Consider the following 12,936-nt stretch of genomic DNA (forward strand, 5'->3'; position numbering starts at 1 on the left):
GAACCGGTGCCGGCCGGTTGCGAACGGCCCGAACGGTGTGACTTGAGGATTTCGGCGCTGGGAAACCTCGCCAGACGGGTAATACCGGACACAAAACTGCGGCGGGCCGCACGGCACCGCGAAACGGGTGGGAGATAAGTTGTGTCTGGCGCAGCTTGGACCAGGAGGGGACCCGATGACGGGGGAGCGGACCCGGGGCACGGGAAGACCGACGCTGGACCAGGTCGCGGTCCGGGCCGGAGTCGGGCGCGGAACGGTCTCCCGGGTCGTGAACGGCTCGGACCAGGTGAGCCCCGCCGCCCGCGCGGCGGTCAAGGACGCGATCGCCGAGCTGGGCTACGTGCCGAACCGGGCCGCGCGCACGCTCGTGACGCAGCGGACCGATTCGATCGCCCTGGTCATCTTCGAGTCGGGTGAGCGGTTCTTCGCCGAGCCGTTCTTCGGCCGGATCGTGCAGTCGATCTCGTCGGGCCTGGTCGACCGGGGCCTGCAGATGGTCCTGATGATCTCGCAGTCGCGCCAGGAGCGTGAGCGCCTCGAGGGCTACCTGACCCGCCAGCACGTCGACGGCGCGCTCCTGCTCTCCCTGCACGGCGCCGACACCCTGCTGTCCACGCTCGAGCAGCGCGGCGTCGCGACCGTGCGGGCCGGGCGCCCGACCCAGGCCGAGCCCGGCTGTTTCGTCGACGCCGACAACCGCGGCGGCGCGCGGGAGGCGGTGGAGTACCTGACCCGGCTGGGACGCCGGCGCATCGCGACCATCACCGGCCCGCTGGACATGGCGGCCGGCATCGCACGCCTCGACGGCTATCGCGACGTGGTCGGCGAGGGCATCGTCGCGAACGGCGACTTCAGCGAGGAGAGCGGCGCCGCGGCCATGCGGTGGCTGCTCGACCGGCACCCCGACGTCGACGCCGTCTTCGCCGCCGCGGACATGATGGCGGCCGGCGCACTGCGGGTGATGCGGGAGCGCGGGCTGGCCGCGCCGCGCGACATCGCGGTCATCGGCTTCGACGACTCGGTCATCGCCCGGCACACCGACCCGCCGTTGAGCAGCGTCCACCAGCCCATCGAGGAGATGGGCCAGGAGATGGTCCGGCTGCTGCTCGCCAAGATCGACGGCGAGGAGGCCGAGGAGGGCGGGCTCGTGCTGAGCACCCGCCTGGTCCTGCGCGGCTCAGCCTGAGCCGCGCTCGGCCGCCCGTTCGAGGTCGGCGAGCCGCGAACGCAGCACGTCGGCCCGGGCGTCGTCGACGCTGCCCTCCTCGACGCGTTCGAGCACCTTGCGCTGCAGCTCCTTCGCGCGCTGGAGCACGTCCGCGGCCTTGGCCCGGCCCAGCGGCCCGAGCAGATTGATCAGGTCCTGCGCGACGTCGGGCCGGATCTCGCCCAGCTCCCGGCCCGCCACGACGGCCGCCCGGACCCGGTCGATCGCGTCGTTGACGCGCAGCGGCGCTACGGGGGCGGCGGTCGTGCGGCGCGGCGCCGCGGCGGTGCCCGGCGCAGAGAGGGTGCCCGGCCTCGTGGGTGCCGGGCTCGGCGGCGCGGCGGTCGGCGCGGCGGTCGCCGGGGGTTCGCCGGTGGCGTCCTGGGTCTGGCGCGACGAGCCCAGCGCGGCGAAGAGGGCGATGATCGACACGACCAGCGCGGTCAGCCCGGAGAACAGGGCCAGGCGCCGGCGAGCCGGTCGGCGCCGGGTGGCGGGCGGCGGCGGCGTGAGGCCGGCCAGACCGTGGCCGACGTGCGCGGCGGTCGGCCGCTGGTCCGGCTCCTCCAGCAGGCACGACTCGACCAGGTCCCGGAACGCCACGGGCAGGCCGGCCGGCAGCGCGCGCGGCGGGGCCGTGCGGGCCGCGTCGAGCTCCTCCCAGGTGTCCACGGGGTACGGCGGCTCGCCCGTGACCATCTCGTAGAGCAGCACGCCCAGGCCGTACACGTCGGTGGCCGGTTCCGCGGGCTTGCCGTCGAGCCGCTCCGGGGCCACGTACGCGGGGGTGCCGAACGTCGCGCCGGTCTCGTCGTCGTCGGGCTCGCCGGTCGCCGCGCTGATCCCGAAGTCGAGGATCTTGACGCCGGTCGGCGTCAGCATGACGTTGCCCGGCTTGATGTCGCGGTGCACCACGCCGCTGGAGTGCGCCGCGCTCAGCGCGTCGGCGACCGCCGCGCCGACCCCGGCCGCCTCCCGCCAGGTCAGCGGGGAACGGGCCAGCCGCGCCGCGAGCGACTCGCCGGCCAGCAGCTCCATCACGACGAACGGGGCCATGTAACCCTCGGGCCGCATCGCGGCGTTGTAGTCGTGCACGGCGGCGATGTTGGGGTGCGACAACCGGGCCGCCATCCTCGCCTCTTTCCAGGCCAGGTGCAGCAGGTCGGCGCTCGCCGGGTCGAGCCCGGCGGGCAGTTTGAGCGCGACCGGGCGGTCCAGCAACTCGTCGTCGGCGTGCCAGATCTGCGCCATCCCGCCGGTCTCCAGGCGTGACACCAGCCGGTAGCGGGAGGCCATGAGGGTGCCTGCCGAGGGCCAGTCAACGTTCATCTCGGAACACTCGCCCAGCCGGACCGAGGTGTCAACCGGGGCCGCCGCCGGCGCGCTCAGCGGGCGTTCGGCGGCGCCCAGCTGTCCGGCACGTGTCCGATGCGGACGCGCTGCGGGTGGTCGCCGACCGCCACCGTCGCCACCCGGCGGCCGGTCGCGAAGCTGATCGCGGAGACCTGGTCCGCGCCGGACTCCGAGATCACGCAGTCGCGGCCGTCGCCGCTCACCGTCGCCCAGTACGGCTTGGCCGCCGGTACGAGCTCACCCTCCTGCAGCGTCGCACGGTCGACCACAGTCGCGTAGTCGTCCATGGTCCCGGCCACGCAGAGCCGGCCGCCGTCGGGACTCAACGCCAGGCCGTGGTGCCGGGAGTCGTTGACGAAGGTGGTGCGGTCGTCGCTGGTGGCCGGGTTCTTCGGCAGCGTCTTCACCCGGGTGATCCGGTCGGTGGCGATGTCGTACTCGACCAGGCCGTTGAAGAACGACACCTGGAAGTACAGCTTGGAGCCGTCGGCGCTGAACACCGTCGGCCGCATCGCGTTCGACAGGTCGCGGCGGCCGAACGCGTCGAGCCGGGCGCGCATGTCGATCGTGCGTACCGTCGCGAAGGTCGTGGTGTCCGCGACCGTGATCCGCCGGTTGCCCTTGGTCCAGTCCCAGATCGGGTCGTCCAGGTCGGTGTTCACCTCGCCGATGGACATGTTCCAGAGGTAGCGGCCGTCGGCGGAGTAGATGTTCTCGTGCGGCTTGTCGCCGGTGGCGAACGAGCCGAGCTGCCGGCCGGTGGCGATGTCGAGGACGTGCACGGTGTTCGAGGTGGACGCCGACACCGCGACCTTCGTCCCGTCCGGGCTGACCGCCATGTGGTCGGCGCGGTAGCCGGAGACCGCGAAGCGCCACCGGATCGCCCCGGTGCGCAGGTCGATGGAGACCACGTCGGCGAAGCTCGGCCGCGAGGCGACCAGTGCGCCGCCGTCCGGTGTGGTGTACATGTCGTCGACCAGCTGGTCGTGTCCCTCGCCCGGGCCCGAGCGGATGCCGAGGAAGAACGCGAGCCGGACCGGGTTCAGGTAGATCTCCCAGAGCCGGGCGTCCTTGTCCGGGATCACGTTGATCCGGCCGAGCTTGCCGTAGCCGCCGCTGGACCCGATGACGTCGACGGTGCCTTCCCAGTTGTTGCCGACGAACATCACCTCCCGCAGCGGCGGCGGCGCGGCGGAGGCCGGCAGCGGCGCCGCGGTGAGGACGGCGACGAGGGCGATGAGCGCGGACGATCTGAGTGCCATGGGATTCTCCCGAACGCCGGCGATGTTACCTTGCGGTAACGAATAGGTAATAATGAATCGGCGCCCATCGATAGGCGCCGGTCGCCAACATTCGGGCCGGCCGTTGTGCGGCGCGGACAACCGGCCGGCTTCCCGGGAGAGCGACGATGGCGCTGACGACGCGGGGCGACGTGTTCCTCAAGGTGCTGTGGGACATGGCGGCCGACGAGCGGATCGTCGACGACCTGGTCGCGGCGGCCCGGGCGCAGGCGCCGGAGGTGGCCCGGCTGCCGCCGGCGGAGACCCGGCGCCACGTCGCGATCCTGTTCGCCGCCGGGCTGGCCTCGTTCGAGCAGTCCGGCGATCCGAGCGAGCGCGACTTCGCCGACGCCGCCCGGCTCGGCGCCGACCGGGCCGCCCAGGGCATCTCGATCGGCGGGCTGCTCGGCGCCGTGCAGGCGGGGCGGACCCGGGCGCTGGAGATCGCCGTGCAGCGGGCCCGGGCCGCGGACATCCCCGACGGCCTGCTGCTCGAGGTGCTGCTGGACATGGACCGCTACCTGGGCGCCCTCGAGCGCCACGTGATCGCCGGCTACCGCGCGGCGGAGCGGGACCTGGCCGGCGACCGGGCGGAGGCCGGCGACCGGGTGCTGCGCGGGCTGCTGCTCGGCGAGGAGCCCGGACCGTCGCCGGCAGAGCTCGCCCGGCTGGGCCTGCGCCCGGACGGCCGCTACCACTGCCTGGTCGCCGAGGTCGGCGACCCCGCGCGGCTGCGCCCGGCGGGCCGCCGGCTGGCGGCCGAGGGCGGGGTCTGCGGCACGGTCGGCGGCAGGCTCGCCGCGCTCACGCACCGGCTGCCGGCGGGGTGCGAGACCGACGTGCTGGTGGTCGCGGCTCCCGCCGGTCCGCTCGGCGAGCTCCCGTCGCTGTACCGCCTCTGCCTGGCCGCCCTGCCGCTCGCGGCCCGTTCCCCGCGCCGGGGCCTGCACCTGCTCGTCGACCACGCCGTCGACCTCGCCCTGACGGCGCAGCCGCTGCTGGCCGGCCTGACCAGCGCGGCGTTCCTCGGCGAGCTGCGGGCCGCCGACGACTTCCACCGGGAGCTGGCGTCGACAGCGCTTGCCTATCTGGACCACGGTCAGCGCCTGGATCACACCGCCACCGCCCTGCACGTGCATCCGAACACGGTCCGCTACCGGCTGCGCCGCCTGACCGAGCTGACCGGCGTGCCCATCGGCGCGGGCGAGCCGGGGGACGGCCGTACCGTGCTGGAGCTGCTGCAACTGTGGTGGGCGCTGCGAACCTGGCTGGAATCGCCGGCCGCCGGTGCGAAGATATCCGCGGACTTCAATGCTTGACGATGCATTGTGACCGGGGTTAGCGTGCCTCCCATCCAGAACAATTGCCTTTTCTGGATCATTCGCTGGGGGGACCAATGCTCGCTTCCCATCAGACCGAGACCGTTGGCCGCACCCGCTGGGGCCGGTTCGGGATCCTGTTCGGACTCAGCGCCGCGGCGGTGCTGGGCCTGCTGACCCTGATGTCCAACGGCGCGATCGCGGCCTCGTTCTCCGTGTCCGGACAGCAGTTCAAGGTCAGCGCGGACCGGCTCGAGGCGACCGGCTTCGTGCAGTACGGCACTGTCGACGCCCGCACCGAGCCCGGCAGCGACCCGTCGTCACAGCAGCCGGAGCCGGTCGCGGTCTCGGCCATGCGGACCGCGAAGCTGACCAACCTCTGCCAGTCGGTCGTCACCGATCTCGGCGACTTCGGCCAGGTGACCCTGAAGATCAAGGCCGGCACCGGGCGGGACCCGGTGACCGCCACGAACATGGTGGTCGACATGTCGGCCCTCGACGGTAACGCCAGTTTCCGCGGCATGGAGATCGGCCGCGACGCGGCCACCCTGGACAAGGGGCCGGTCAACGACCCGGCCGAGATCGCCCAGCGCCGCCAGGGCTTCTTCAGCCAGCAGGCCGACACGGTCGTCATCACCGACCTCAAGCAGGTGGCTTGGGCGACGACCGCCGGCGAATTCAACCTCACCGGCCTGTCCCTGCGGCTGCGCTGGGGCAAGGACGAGTGCTTCTGAGCCCGTACCTCCACCACGATCCAAGGAGATCGAGATGGTCCCTCCCCGTTCCCGTACCGTGCGCCGGTCGGCGCTGGTCGCCGTCGCCGTCCTGGCCGGCGCCGGCCTGACGACGCTGCAGGCCGGCCCCGCGCAGGCCGCCGCCGCCACCACGGTCGGCCCGGCCGGGCACAGCTACAACGCCTCGCTGGTGGCCGGCAGCACCGCGACCTTCAAGGTGAGCACCACCACCGTGACGTGCAACCAGTCGGTCAACACCGGCGCGGTGCCCGCCGAGCCCGCCAACTCCAGCACCGACGGCCCGGTCGTCTCCGACCTGACCCCGCCGACCTTCGCCAACAACGGCGGCGCCTGCCCGACCAACGTCCTGTTCACCACCGCCCGCACGGTCTCCAACTCGACGAACGGCGCCTGGACCATCGCGCTGCAGTACGACCCGGCGGGCTCCACCGGCACCATGACCATCCCGAAGGCCGGCGTGGTCACCACCATCTCCGGCCTCGCGTCCTGCGTGGTCACCGTGGCACCGGACGGGCCCGCGTCGATCACCGGGCCGTGGGTCCCGGGCACCGCGACCGCCTCGCCGGTGCTCGACTTCTCGGCCGGCGTCGCGCTGCCGATCCGGGTCACCGGCGGGCTGACCTGCCCGACCGGCGCGACCTCGGCGACGTTCAGCGCCCGCTACGCGGTCACCGACACCACGGACGCGACGCAGCAGATCACCGTCTCGGCGGCCGTAGTCCCCGAGCCGACCCCGACCACCGAGCCGACCCCGACCGAGGAGCCGTCCCCGACGGCCGAGCCGACCCCGACCGAGGAGCCGACTCCCACCGAGGAGCCGACCCCGACCGAGGAGCCGACTCCCACCGAGGAGCCCACCCCGACGGCCGAGCCCACCCCGACCGAATAGATCTGTGCGGGTCCGCCCTGCCGACCGGCGGGGCGGACCCTACTGCCCGTCCGCCGCGCGGGCGGCGGCCGCCGGGCCCAGGAACGGGACGACGACCAGGTAGGTCAGGGCCGGCAGCTGCTCGGGCAGCTCCGTCGCCCGGCCCGTCGACACGAATTCGTAGATGACGCCGTACACGCCCGCGATGACGGCGTCGATCACCCCCGGCGGCAGCGGCGCCGCGCCGGCCCGCTGCGGCGCCTCGGTGAAGAACACCTTGTAGGCGTCCAGCAGCCGCCGGCGGCAGGCCCGGGCCCGCGGGCCCGCGGCGAGCACCTCGACCACCGCGAGGGAGGCGAAGGCCGGCTCCGCGGCGAGGATCCGCACCAGGGTGCCCAGCCCGTGGTGCATCCGCTGCGGCCAGCGGGCCGGCCGGGCGTACGCCTCCGCGACGGCGCGCTGCAGCAGCGAGACGCCCAGGTCGAAGGCGGCCAGGAAGCACGCCTCCTTGTCCACGAAATGCTCGTAGAACGCGCGGGTGGACACTCCGGCGGCCGCGCAGACGTCGCCGAGCGACGCATTCGCGTATCCGCGCTCGGCGACGGTGCGGGCCATCGCGTCGATGAGCCGGTCGCGCTGTGTCCGGCTGACGAACTCGCGCGGCAGATCGTGGCGTCCCCGGGGCAGCAGCCGGTCCGGATCGGTGGCCGACCGGGATCCCGGAATGCGCTGGTCGAAACGAGTCGTCTCGGACACCGTTCTCCCTCCACTGTCGCCGCTGCCGATCAGCCTAGAGCAAACCCGACGGTCGAAACGCGAATGGCGATCCGCCCGATATCACCGAATACAATGGGTTCTAGGGATAACGTGCGATGCGACCGATTCCCGGCTGAAAGGTACCGTCATGTCAGTTCGCCGCCGTTTCCTGTCCACCGCGGTGACCGTTCTGCTCGCCGCCGGCCTGTTGACGCCGGGCGCCGCCGCGCAGGCCGGGCCGCCGCCGGGACCGACCGACGCCATCAAAGGCTTCCTGCTGGTCAACCTGGGCAGCCGGAACTGCCTGCGGGTGATCGCCGGCCGGGCCGTGCAGGGCCCGTGCCGGCCGGACACGTCCGCGCTGTGGCGGATGCGGCTCGCCACCATGGACGGGCTCTTCCAGATCCAGAATGTGCGCAGCGGCGGCTGCCTGACCGCCGCCCGCGGACCGGCGGTCGTCCAGTTCCGCTGCGACGACGCGCCGCAGCGCCGCTGGCGCCTGCTCGACGGCGCCGGGGACACGTTCCTCATGCGCAGCGTCGCCACCGGCCGCTGCGTGACGGCCGCCGGCGCCGGCGCCGTGGCGCAGGGCACCTGCGCCGACATCCCCTCGCGGCGCTGGCACGGGCAGGCGCAGGGCGGCAACCAGCCGTAGGGGCACCCCGGCGAATGGGCGGAGGGAATCCTCCGCCCATTTCGCGCGGGCGAGCCTACCGTCGCCATCTCCGTTATGCGGATTTTCCCTGGTATAGACGGCTAGCAGACTGAATAACTCTATCGGCCCCGTTCGGAGCTAGTTTATGGGCGTCCGCCAATCGGACGTCCATCACGAGAACGGGGAGAGAGATGTTCGGGAACCGGCGCCTCCTGGCGCTTTCGGCAATCGCGGCCGTCACCGTCGCGACCGGCCTGCAGAGCCTTCCGGCGGCCGCGGCGCCGCCGCCCGGCGGCGGATTCGGCGGCGTGGCGGGGGATTTCAACGGTGACGGTCGCGACGACATAGTCACGTTCACCCGCGGTGCGTCCGCCGACGTGTACGTCGCGTTGTCGAACGGTTCGTCCTTCCGCGGCACCGGCGTGAAATGGCACGACTATTTCGCGGCCGGCACGGAAACGCCATTGGTCGGAGATTTCAACGGCGACGGAAAGGACGACATCGCGACATTCACCCGCGGCGCGGCGGCCGACGTCTATGTCGCGTTGTCGACAGGCTCGTCGTTCCGGGGCACCGGCGTGAAATGGCATGACTTCTTCGCGGTCGGCTCGGAGACCCCGGCCGTCGGCGACTTCAACGGCGACGGCCGGGACGACATCGTGACGTTCACCCGCGGCGCGGCCGCGGACGTCTACGTGGCGCTGTCCACCGGCACCCGCTTCTCCGGTACGGGCTGGAAGTGGCACGACTTCTTCGCCGTCGGCTCGGAGATCCCGGCGGTGGGCGACTTCACCGGCGACGGCAAGGACGACATCGTGACCTTCACCCGTGGCGCGGCGGCCGACGTCTACGTGGCCCGGTCGACCGGTTCCGGCTTCGTCGGTACGGGTTGGAAGTGGCACGACTTCTTCGCGGTCGGCTCGGAGCTGCCGTCCGTCGGCGACTTCAACCGTGACGGCAAGGACGACATCGTGACGTTCACCCGCGGCGCGGCCGCCGACGCCTACGTGGCGCTGTCCACCGGCACCCGCTTCTCCGGTACGGGCTGGAAGTGGCACGACTTCTTCGCCGTCGGCTCCGAGATCCCGGGCACCGGCGACTTCACCGGCGACGGGCGGGACGACATCGTGACGTTCACCCGCGGCGCGGCCGCCGACGTCTACGTGGCCCGGTCCACCGGCTCCGCCTTCCTGGGCACGGGCTGGAAATGGCACGACTTCTTCGCCGTCGGCTCGGAGATCCCGCAGCCCGGCGTCCTCTGGTGACCGCACGCGGCGCCTGACACCCGGCCGAGTCCCCACCCGCGGGGGCTCGGCCACCCGCGTATCCATTGACGAACATAACTGCCAGCCCTATGGTCCGAGGTAAGCGCTTACCTCGGGAGGTCCCATGCAACGCCGCACCCTCATCCGGCTCGCCGCGACCTCCGGCGCCGCGCTCGCCGCCGGCCTCGCACACCCGGGCGCCGCCGGGGCGCGCGAGCGGGCCAGGCTGGTCGTCGCCGCCGACGGCAGCGGCGACGTCGCGACCATCCAGGCGGCGGTGGACGCCGTGCCGCTCGGCAACGCCGCCCGCTTCACCATCGACGTCGAGCCCGGCGTCTACGCCGGCCAGGTCATCGTCCCGGCGGACCGGCCGCACATCCTGCTGCGCGGCCGCGGCGCACACCCCGGCCAGGTCGTCATCACCGACGACCGCGCCAGCGGCACGCCCCGCCCCGACGGCGGCACCTGGGGCACCTCCGGCAGCGCCTCGGTCACCGTCGACGGCGCGGACTTCACCGCCGCCAACCTGACGATCGCCAACTCGTTCGACGAGGCCGCGCACCCGGAGATCACCGCGCGGCAGGCCGTGGCGCTGCTCAGCCGCGCCGACCGGCTCGCCTTCGACAACGTCCGTTTCCTCGGCAACCAGGACACCCTCTACCTCAACAGCCCCGCCGCCGACGTGCCGTCGCGGATCTACCTGCGCCGCTGCTACGTCGAGGGCGACGTCGACTTCATCTTCGGCCGCGGCACGGCCGTCCTCGACCGCTGCCGGATCCACTCCCTCACCCGCGGCTCGGCGACCAACAACGGCTACGTCACCGCGCCGAGCACGAGCGTGGCCAACCCGTACGGCCTGCTCTTCACGGGCTGCGGGTTCACCTCCGACGCGCCCGCCGCCAGCGTCCACCTCGGCCGGCCCTGGCACCCGAGCCAGGACCCGAACGCCATCGGCCAGACGGTGATCCGCGACTCGGTGCTCGGCGCGCACATCGGCCCGGCGCCCTGGACCGACTTCGGCACCTGGTCCTGGCGCGACGCCCGCTTCGCGGAGTACCACAACCGCGGCCCCGGCGCGCTGGTGACGCCGGACCGCCCGCAACTGACCGACGCGGAGGCCGAAGGCTACCGCCCTGCGGCGTACCTGGCCGGAACCGACGGCTGGTCCCCGCAGTGCTGACGCTCAGGCCGGCCCGATGATGCGGGCGACGTCCTCGTCGCTCAACGACCCGCGGGCCGCCAGTTGGAGCGCGAGCGCCCGCGCCCGCTCGGGACCCTGGTCCCGCCGGACCGCCAGCACGGATTGGATCGTGCGGTCGCGCACCCAGCCCTCGGGATCGGCGTCGAACCGCTCGCCGTGCACGAGCCACTGCTCGAACATGGTGCGTGCCGCGGAGACGTCACCCATGGTGAGGCTGTAGAGCTGCTGAACGCCCATCGTGGTGATCGGATCGTCGATGGCCTCTGACGTCTCCTCGACCCACGTCCGGACGCGTTCGTGGGTCGCCTCCCGCCCGCACCGGTCGTCGAGCAGATCGAGCCACCACGCCTCGACCTCTTCGCGGGCGGGCGGTATCACCGGCCGGTACGCCGATCCGTCCTGCGGATCCCAGATGGTCAGCCCGTACTCGGCCGCCAGCTCCTTGATCAGAGCCAGGGCCGGGTCGCTGCTTGGCCCCGAGCAGAGCGTCACGAACACGTGGTCGATACCGGTATCCAGCGGCATGTCCATCCACGGGTCCTCGTCCGGATCAATGAGGGGCGGCTGGTCAGGGAACCGCGACCGCAACCGCTCGTAGAACCCGACGACCCGCTCGTCCAGCTCTCCGTCGACATGCCGGCGACCAGCACAACGATCGACCATCGCCGCGACTTCGGCCACGTCGGTCCAGTCGTCCATGGCCAATATCCCGAGGCTGTAACCCGCCATGATCGTCTCCCCGAGCCGGCGTCTCCAAGATCAATCGCGGCATCGAACCACACCCTGTGCAGGCTTGTAAACCGACCGTGCTCGCCTAGGTCCGGCCGGCGGGACCGGCCGGACCGCTCGCGATCGTCAGAGGCCGATGCCGGCCTGCGGTCCGGCGTTCGTGCGAAGCAGTGCGGGTACGTCCGCCGCCGGGTCGAGGGTGTACGAGTAGAAGCTGCTCGGCGTGAAGGCGGACCCGAGGGTCGTCTGTTTGCCGGTGCAGTTGACCAGGATGCTGCCGGACTGCCTGAGCTGCGCCGTGGAGTCCGGGTAGTACGGGTCCTTCACGTTTTCGAAGTAGCTGTTCTCCAGCGTCATCTTCGTGTAGCCGCGTGCGTAGTTGCCGTACGACGCGACGTTCTGCAGGTAGTTGTTGTAGAGGTGCGCGTACGCGACGTTGTCGGTGCTCGGGTTGCGCTGGTTGGTGTCCCGGATCCAGTTGTGGTGGATCGTCATCCGGGCGGTCACGTTGTCGGTCCAGCCGATGCCGAAGGACTTGTTGTTCTCGGCGAGCACGTTCCACGACACGGTGAGGTACGTGGTGTCCTTGCGGCTGTCGATCAGCCCGTCGTTCATCCGCTCGATGGTGTTGTGGTCGATCCACACGTGGTCGGCGGTGTCCAGCTGGATGCCGTCGTAGTCGTAGACCTTGTCGTCGGGGTCGTCGTCGGCCATCCGGGTGTCGCGGATGGTCAGGTTCCGGATGATCACGTTGGTGACGCCGGTCCCGAGGAAGAAGCCGCCGCCGACGATCTGGCCCGAGGTGCCGACGCCGACGATCGTCTTGTTGGAGGTCACCGGGATCTCGGTGCCCTTCGGCGAGATGCTGATCGCCGACGCCACCCGGATGACGTAGGAGCCGGACGTGGCCGCGTACCGTGCCAGGTCGGCCTGGGTGGTGACGGTGACCGTGGTGCCGCCCGCGCCGCCGGTGGTGCCGCCGCCGGTGGAGGCGAAGCCGTCCGGCGTCGACGGCCAGGACCGCCCGGTCGCGACGAACGCCCACTGCTTGTTGGTGTTCGCGGAGCAGGTTTCCTGAATGATCGCGTTGCCTGAGGTGGTCGAGGCGTCCTTGTCCGAGATGCACAGCCCGCTGTTGACGTTGACGATCTGATACGTGCCCGAGCCGCTCGCGGTCAGCGACCACTGCTGGTTCGCCTGACTACCCACGCAGGTGTACTGCTGCAGTTGCACGCCGGAGGCCGTGGACCAGCCGGGCACGTCCACGCACTTACCGCTGTTGACGTTGCGCAGCAGGTAGTTCGAGCCGTTGGCGACCAGCGTGAACTGCTGCCACGCCGAGTTCGCCGTGCAGCCCCACTGCTGCAACAGAGCGCCGTTGGCTGTGGACGCGCTCGGCACATCCAGACACATTCCCGACTTCGTCACCTTCAGCTGATAGGCGACCCCGGCGGCCGGCGCCGCCTGCGCGGGGTGGCCGACCAGCACCGTTGCCGCGACGATCAACAGCGCCGCGAGCGAAAGTAGCCTTCGCATGTTCACACCGTC

Annotated in this window: 12 protein-coding genes; 7 read left to right on the top strand and 5 right to left on the bottom strand. The window is 71.8% G+C overall.

The window, feature by feature from the left end; translation table 11 throughout:
• Positions 1–175 precede the first annotated feature (175 nt).
• Positions 176–1,186, top strand: a complete 1,011-nt coding sequence (locus ACIBSW_RS21290; RefSeq protein ID WP_354730359.1) for a LacI family DNA-binding transcriptional regulator — start codon at positions 176–178, stop codon at positions 1,184–1,186.
• On the opposite strand, the gene ACIBSW_RS21295 is transcribed toward ACIBSW_RS21290, so the two are convergent.
• The gene (locus ACIBSW_RS21295; RefSeq protein WP_354730357.1) at positions 1,178–2,536 is read right to left on the bottom strand and encodes a serine/threonine-protein kinase; all 1,359 of its coding nucleotides are present in this window, start codon (positions 2,534–2,536) and stop codon (positions 1,178–1,180) included. The two genes, ACIBSW_RS21290 and ACIBSW_RS21295, sit on opposite strands and share 9 nt — an antisense overlap.
• A 56-nt stretch (positions 2,537–2,592) precedes the next feature.
• Positions 2,593–3,822, bottom strand: a complete 1,230-nt coding sequence (locus ACIBSW_RS21300) for a YncE family protein (RefSeq protein ID WP_354730355.1) — start codon at positions 3,820–3,822, stop codon at positions 2,593–2,595.
• 146 nt (positions 3,823–3,968) lie between these two features.
• Between ACIBSW_RS21300 and ACIBSW_RS21305 the strand changes: the two genes are divergently transcribed.
• The 3 genes from ACIBSW_RS21305 to ACIBSW_RS21315 all read left to right on the top strand — a co-directional run bounded on the left by ACIBSW_RS21305 (position 3,969) and on the right by ACIBSW_RS21315 (position 6,803).
• On the top strand, positions 3,969–5,159 hold the full coding sequence (locus ACIBSW_RS21305) for a helix-turn-helix domain-containing protein (RefSeq protein ID WP_354730353.1): 1,191 nt from the start codon (positions 3,969–3,971) through the stop codon (positions 5,157–5,159).
• 77 nt (positions 5,160–5,236) lie between these two features.
• On the top strand, positions 5,237–5,893 hold the full coding sequence (locus ACIBSW_RS21310) for a DUF6230 family protein (protein WP_354730351.1): 657 nt from the start codon (positions 5,237–5,239) through the stop codon (positions 5,891–5,893).
• 34 nt (positions 5,894–5,927) lie between these two features.
• On the top strand, positions 5,928–6,803 hold the full coding sequence (locus ACIBSW_RS21315; protein ID WP_354730349.1) for a hypothetical protein: 876 nt from the start codon (positions 5,928–5,930) through the stop codon (positions 6,801–6,803).
• 39 nt (positions 6,804–6,842) lie between these two features.
• Here ACIBSW_RS21315 and ACIBSW_RS21320 read toward each other — a convergent pair whose 3' ends face one another.
• Positions 6,843–7,538 (bottom strand): TetR/AcrR family transcriptional regulator, encoded by a 696-nt coding sequence (locus ACIBSW_RS21320; RefSeq protein WP_354730347.1) that lies wholly within the window; start codon positions 7,536–7,538, stop codon positions 6,843–6,845.
• 148 nt (positions 7,539–7,686) lie between these two features.
• Here ACIBSW_RS21320 and ACIBSW_RS21325 point away from each other — a divergent pair, with 148 nt between their 5' ends.
• From ACIBSW_RS21325 to ACIBSW_RS21335, 3 genes are all read left to right on the top strand, one after another.
• The gene (locus ACIBSW_RS21325; RefSeq protein WP_404799415.1) at positions 7,687–8,193 is read left to right on the top strand and encodes an RICIN domain-containing protein; all 507 of its coding nucleotides are present in this window, start codon (positions 7,687–7,689) and stop codon (positions 8,191–8,193) included.
• A gap of 191 nt (positions 8,194–8,384) precedes the next feature.
• Positions 8,385–9,458 (top strand): VCBS repeat-containing protein, encoded by a 1,074-nt coding sequence (locus tag ACIBSW_RS21330; RefSeq protein WP_354729142.1) that lies wholly within the window; start codon positions 8,385–8,387, stop codon positions 9,456–9,458.
• 124 nt (positions 9,459–9,582) lie between these two features.
• Complete coding sequence (locus ACIBSW_RS21335; protein ID WP_354729144.1) at positions 9,583–10,638, top strand: pectinesterase family protein; 1,056 nt, start codon at positions 9,583–9,585, stop codon at positions 10,636–10,638.
• 3 nt (positions 10,639–10,641) lie between these two features.
• Here the strand turns inward: ACIBSW_RS21335 and ACIBSW_RS21340 are convergent, their stop codons facing one another.
• Together ACIBSW_RS21340 and ACIBSW_RS21345 are read right to left on the bottom strand one after the other, a co-directional pair.
• A complete protein-coding gene (locus tag ACIBSW_RS21340) occupies positions 10,642–11,388 on the bottom strand; it encodes a hypothetical protein (RefSeq protein ID WP_354729146.1) in 747 nt (248 codons plus the stop codon).
• Between the two features lie 126 nt (positions 11,389–11,514).
• A complete protein-coding gene (locus ACIBSW_RS21345) occupies positions 11,515–12,924 on the bottom strand; it encodes an RICIN domain-containing protein (protein ID WP_354729148.1) in 1,410 nt (469 codons plus the stop codon).
• Positions 12,925–12,936 lie beyond the last annotated feature (12 nt).

Origin of the sequence: Actinoplanes sp. NPDC049668, from assembly GCF_044465445.1 — a bacterium.
GTDB lineage: Bacteria > Actinomycetota > Actinomycetes > Mycobacteriales > Micromonosporaceae > Actinoplanes.

Bases quoted from the DNA above. Each gene is read 5' to 3' on its own strand.
- ACIBSW_RS21305 (WP_354730353.1), top strand. From the start codon at position 3,969: ATGGCGCTGACGACGCGGGGCGACGTGTTCCTCAAGGTGCTGTGGGAC.
- ACIBSW_RS21295 (WP_354730357.1), bottom strand. From the start codon at position 2,536: ATGAACGTTGACTGGCCCTCGGCAGGCACCCTCATGGCCTCCCGCTAC.
- ACIBSW_RS21290 (WP_354730359.1), top strand. From the start codon at position 176: ATGACGGGGGAGCGGACCCGGGGCACGGGAAGACCGACGCTGGACCAG.
- ACIBSW_RS21335 (WP_354729144.1), top strand. From the start codon at position 9,583: ATGCAACGCCGCACCCTCATCCGGCTCGCCGCGACCTCCGGCGCCGCG.
- ACIBSW_RS21340 (WP_354729146.1), bottom strand. From the start codon at position 11,388: ATGGCGGGTTACAGCCTCGGGATATTGGCCATGGACGACTGGACCGAC.
- ACIBSW_RS21300 (WP_354730355.1), bottom strand. From the start codon at position 3,822: ATGGCACTCAGATCGTCCGCGCTCATCGCCCTCGTCGCCGTCCTCACC.
- ACIBSW_RS21345 (WP_354729148.1), bottom strand. From the start codon at position 12,924: ATGCGAAGGCTACTTTCGCTCGCGGCGCTGTTGATCGTCGCGGCAACG.
- ACIBSW_RS21315 (WP_354730349.1), top strand. From the start codon at position 5,928: ATGGTCCCTCCCCGTTCCCGTACCGTGCGCCGGTCGGCGCTGGTCGCC.
- ACIBSW_RS21310 (WP_354730351.1), top strand. From the start codon at position 5,237: ATGCTCGCTTCCCATCAGACCGAGACCGTTGGCCGCACCCGCTGGGGC.
- ACIBSW_RS21330 (WP_354729142.1), top strand. From the start codon at position 8,385: ATGTTCGGGAACCGGCGCCTCCTGGCGCTTTCGGCAATCGCGGCCGTC.
- ACIBSW_RS21325 (WP_404799415.1), top strand. From the start codon at position 7,687: ATGTCAGTTCGCCGCCGTTTCCTGTCCACCGCGGTGACCGTTCTGCTC.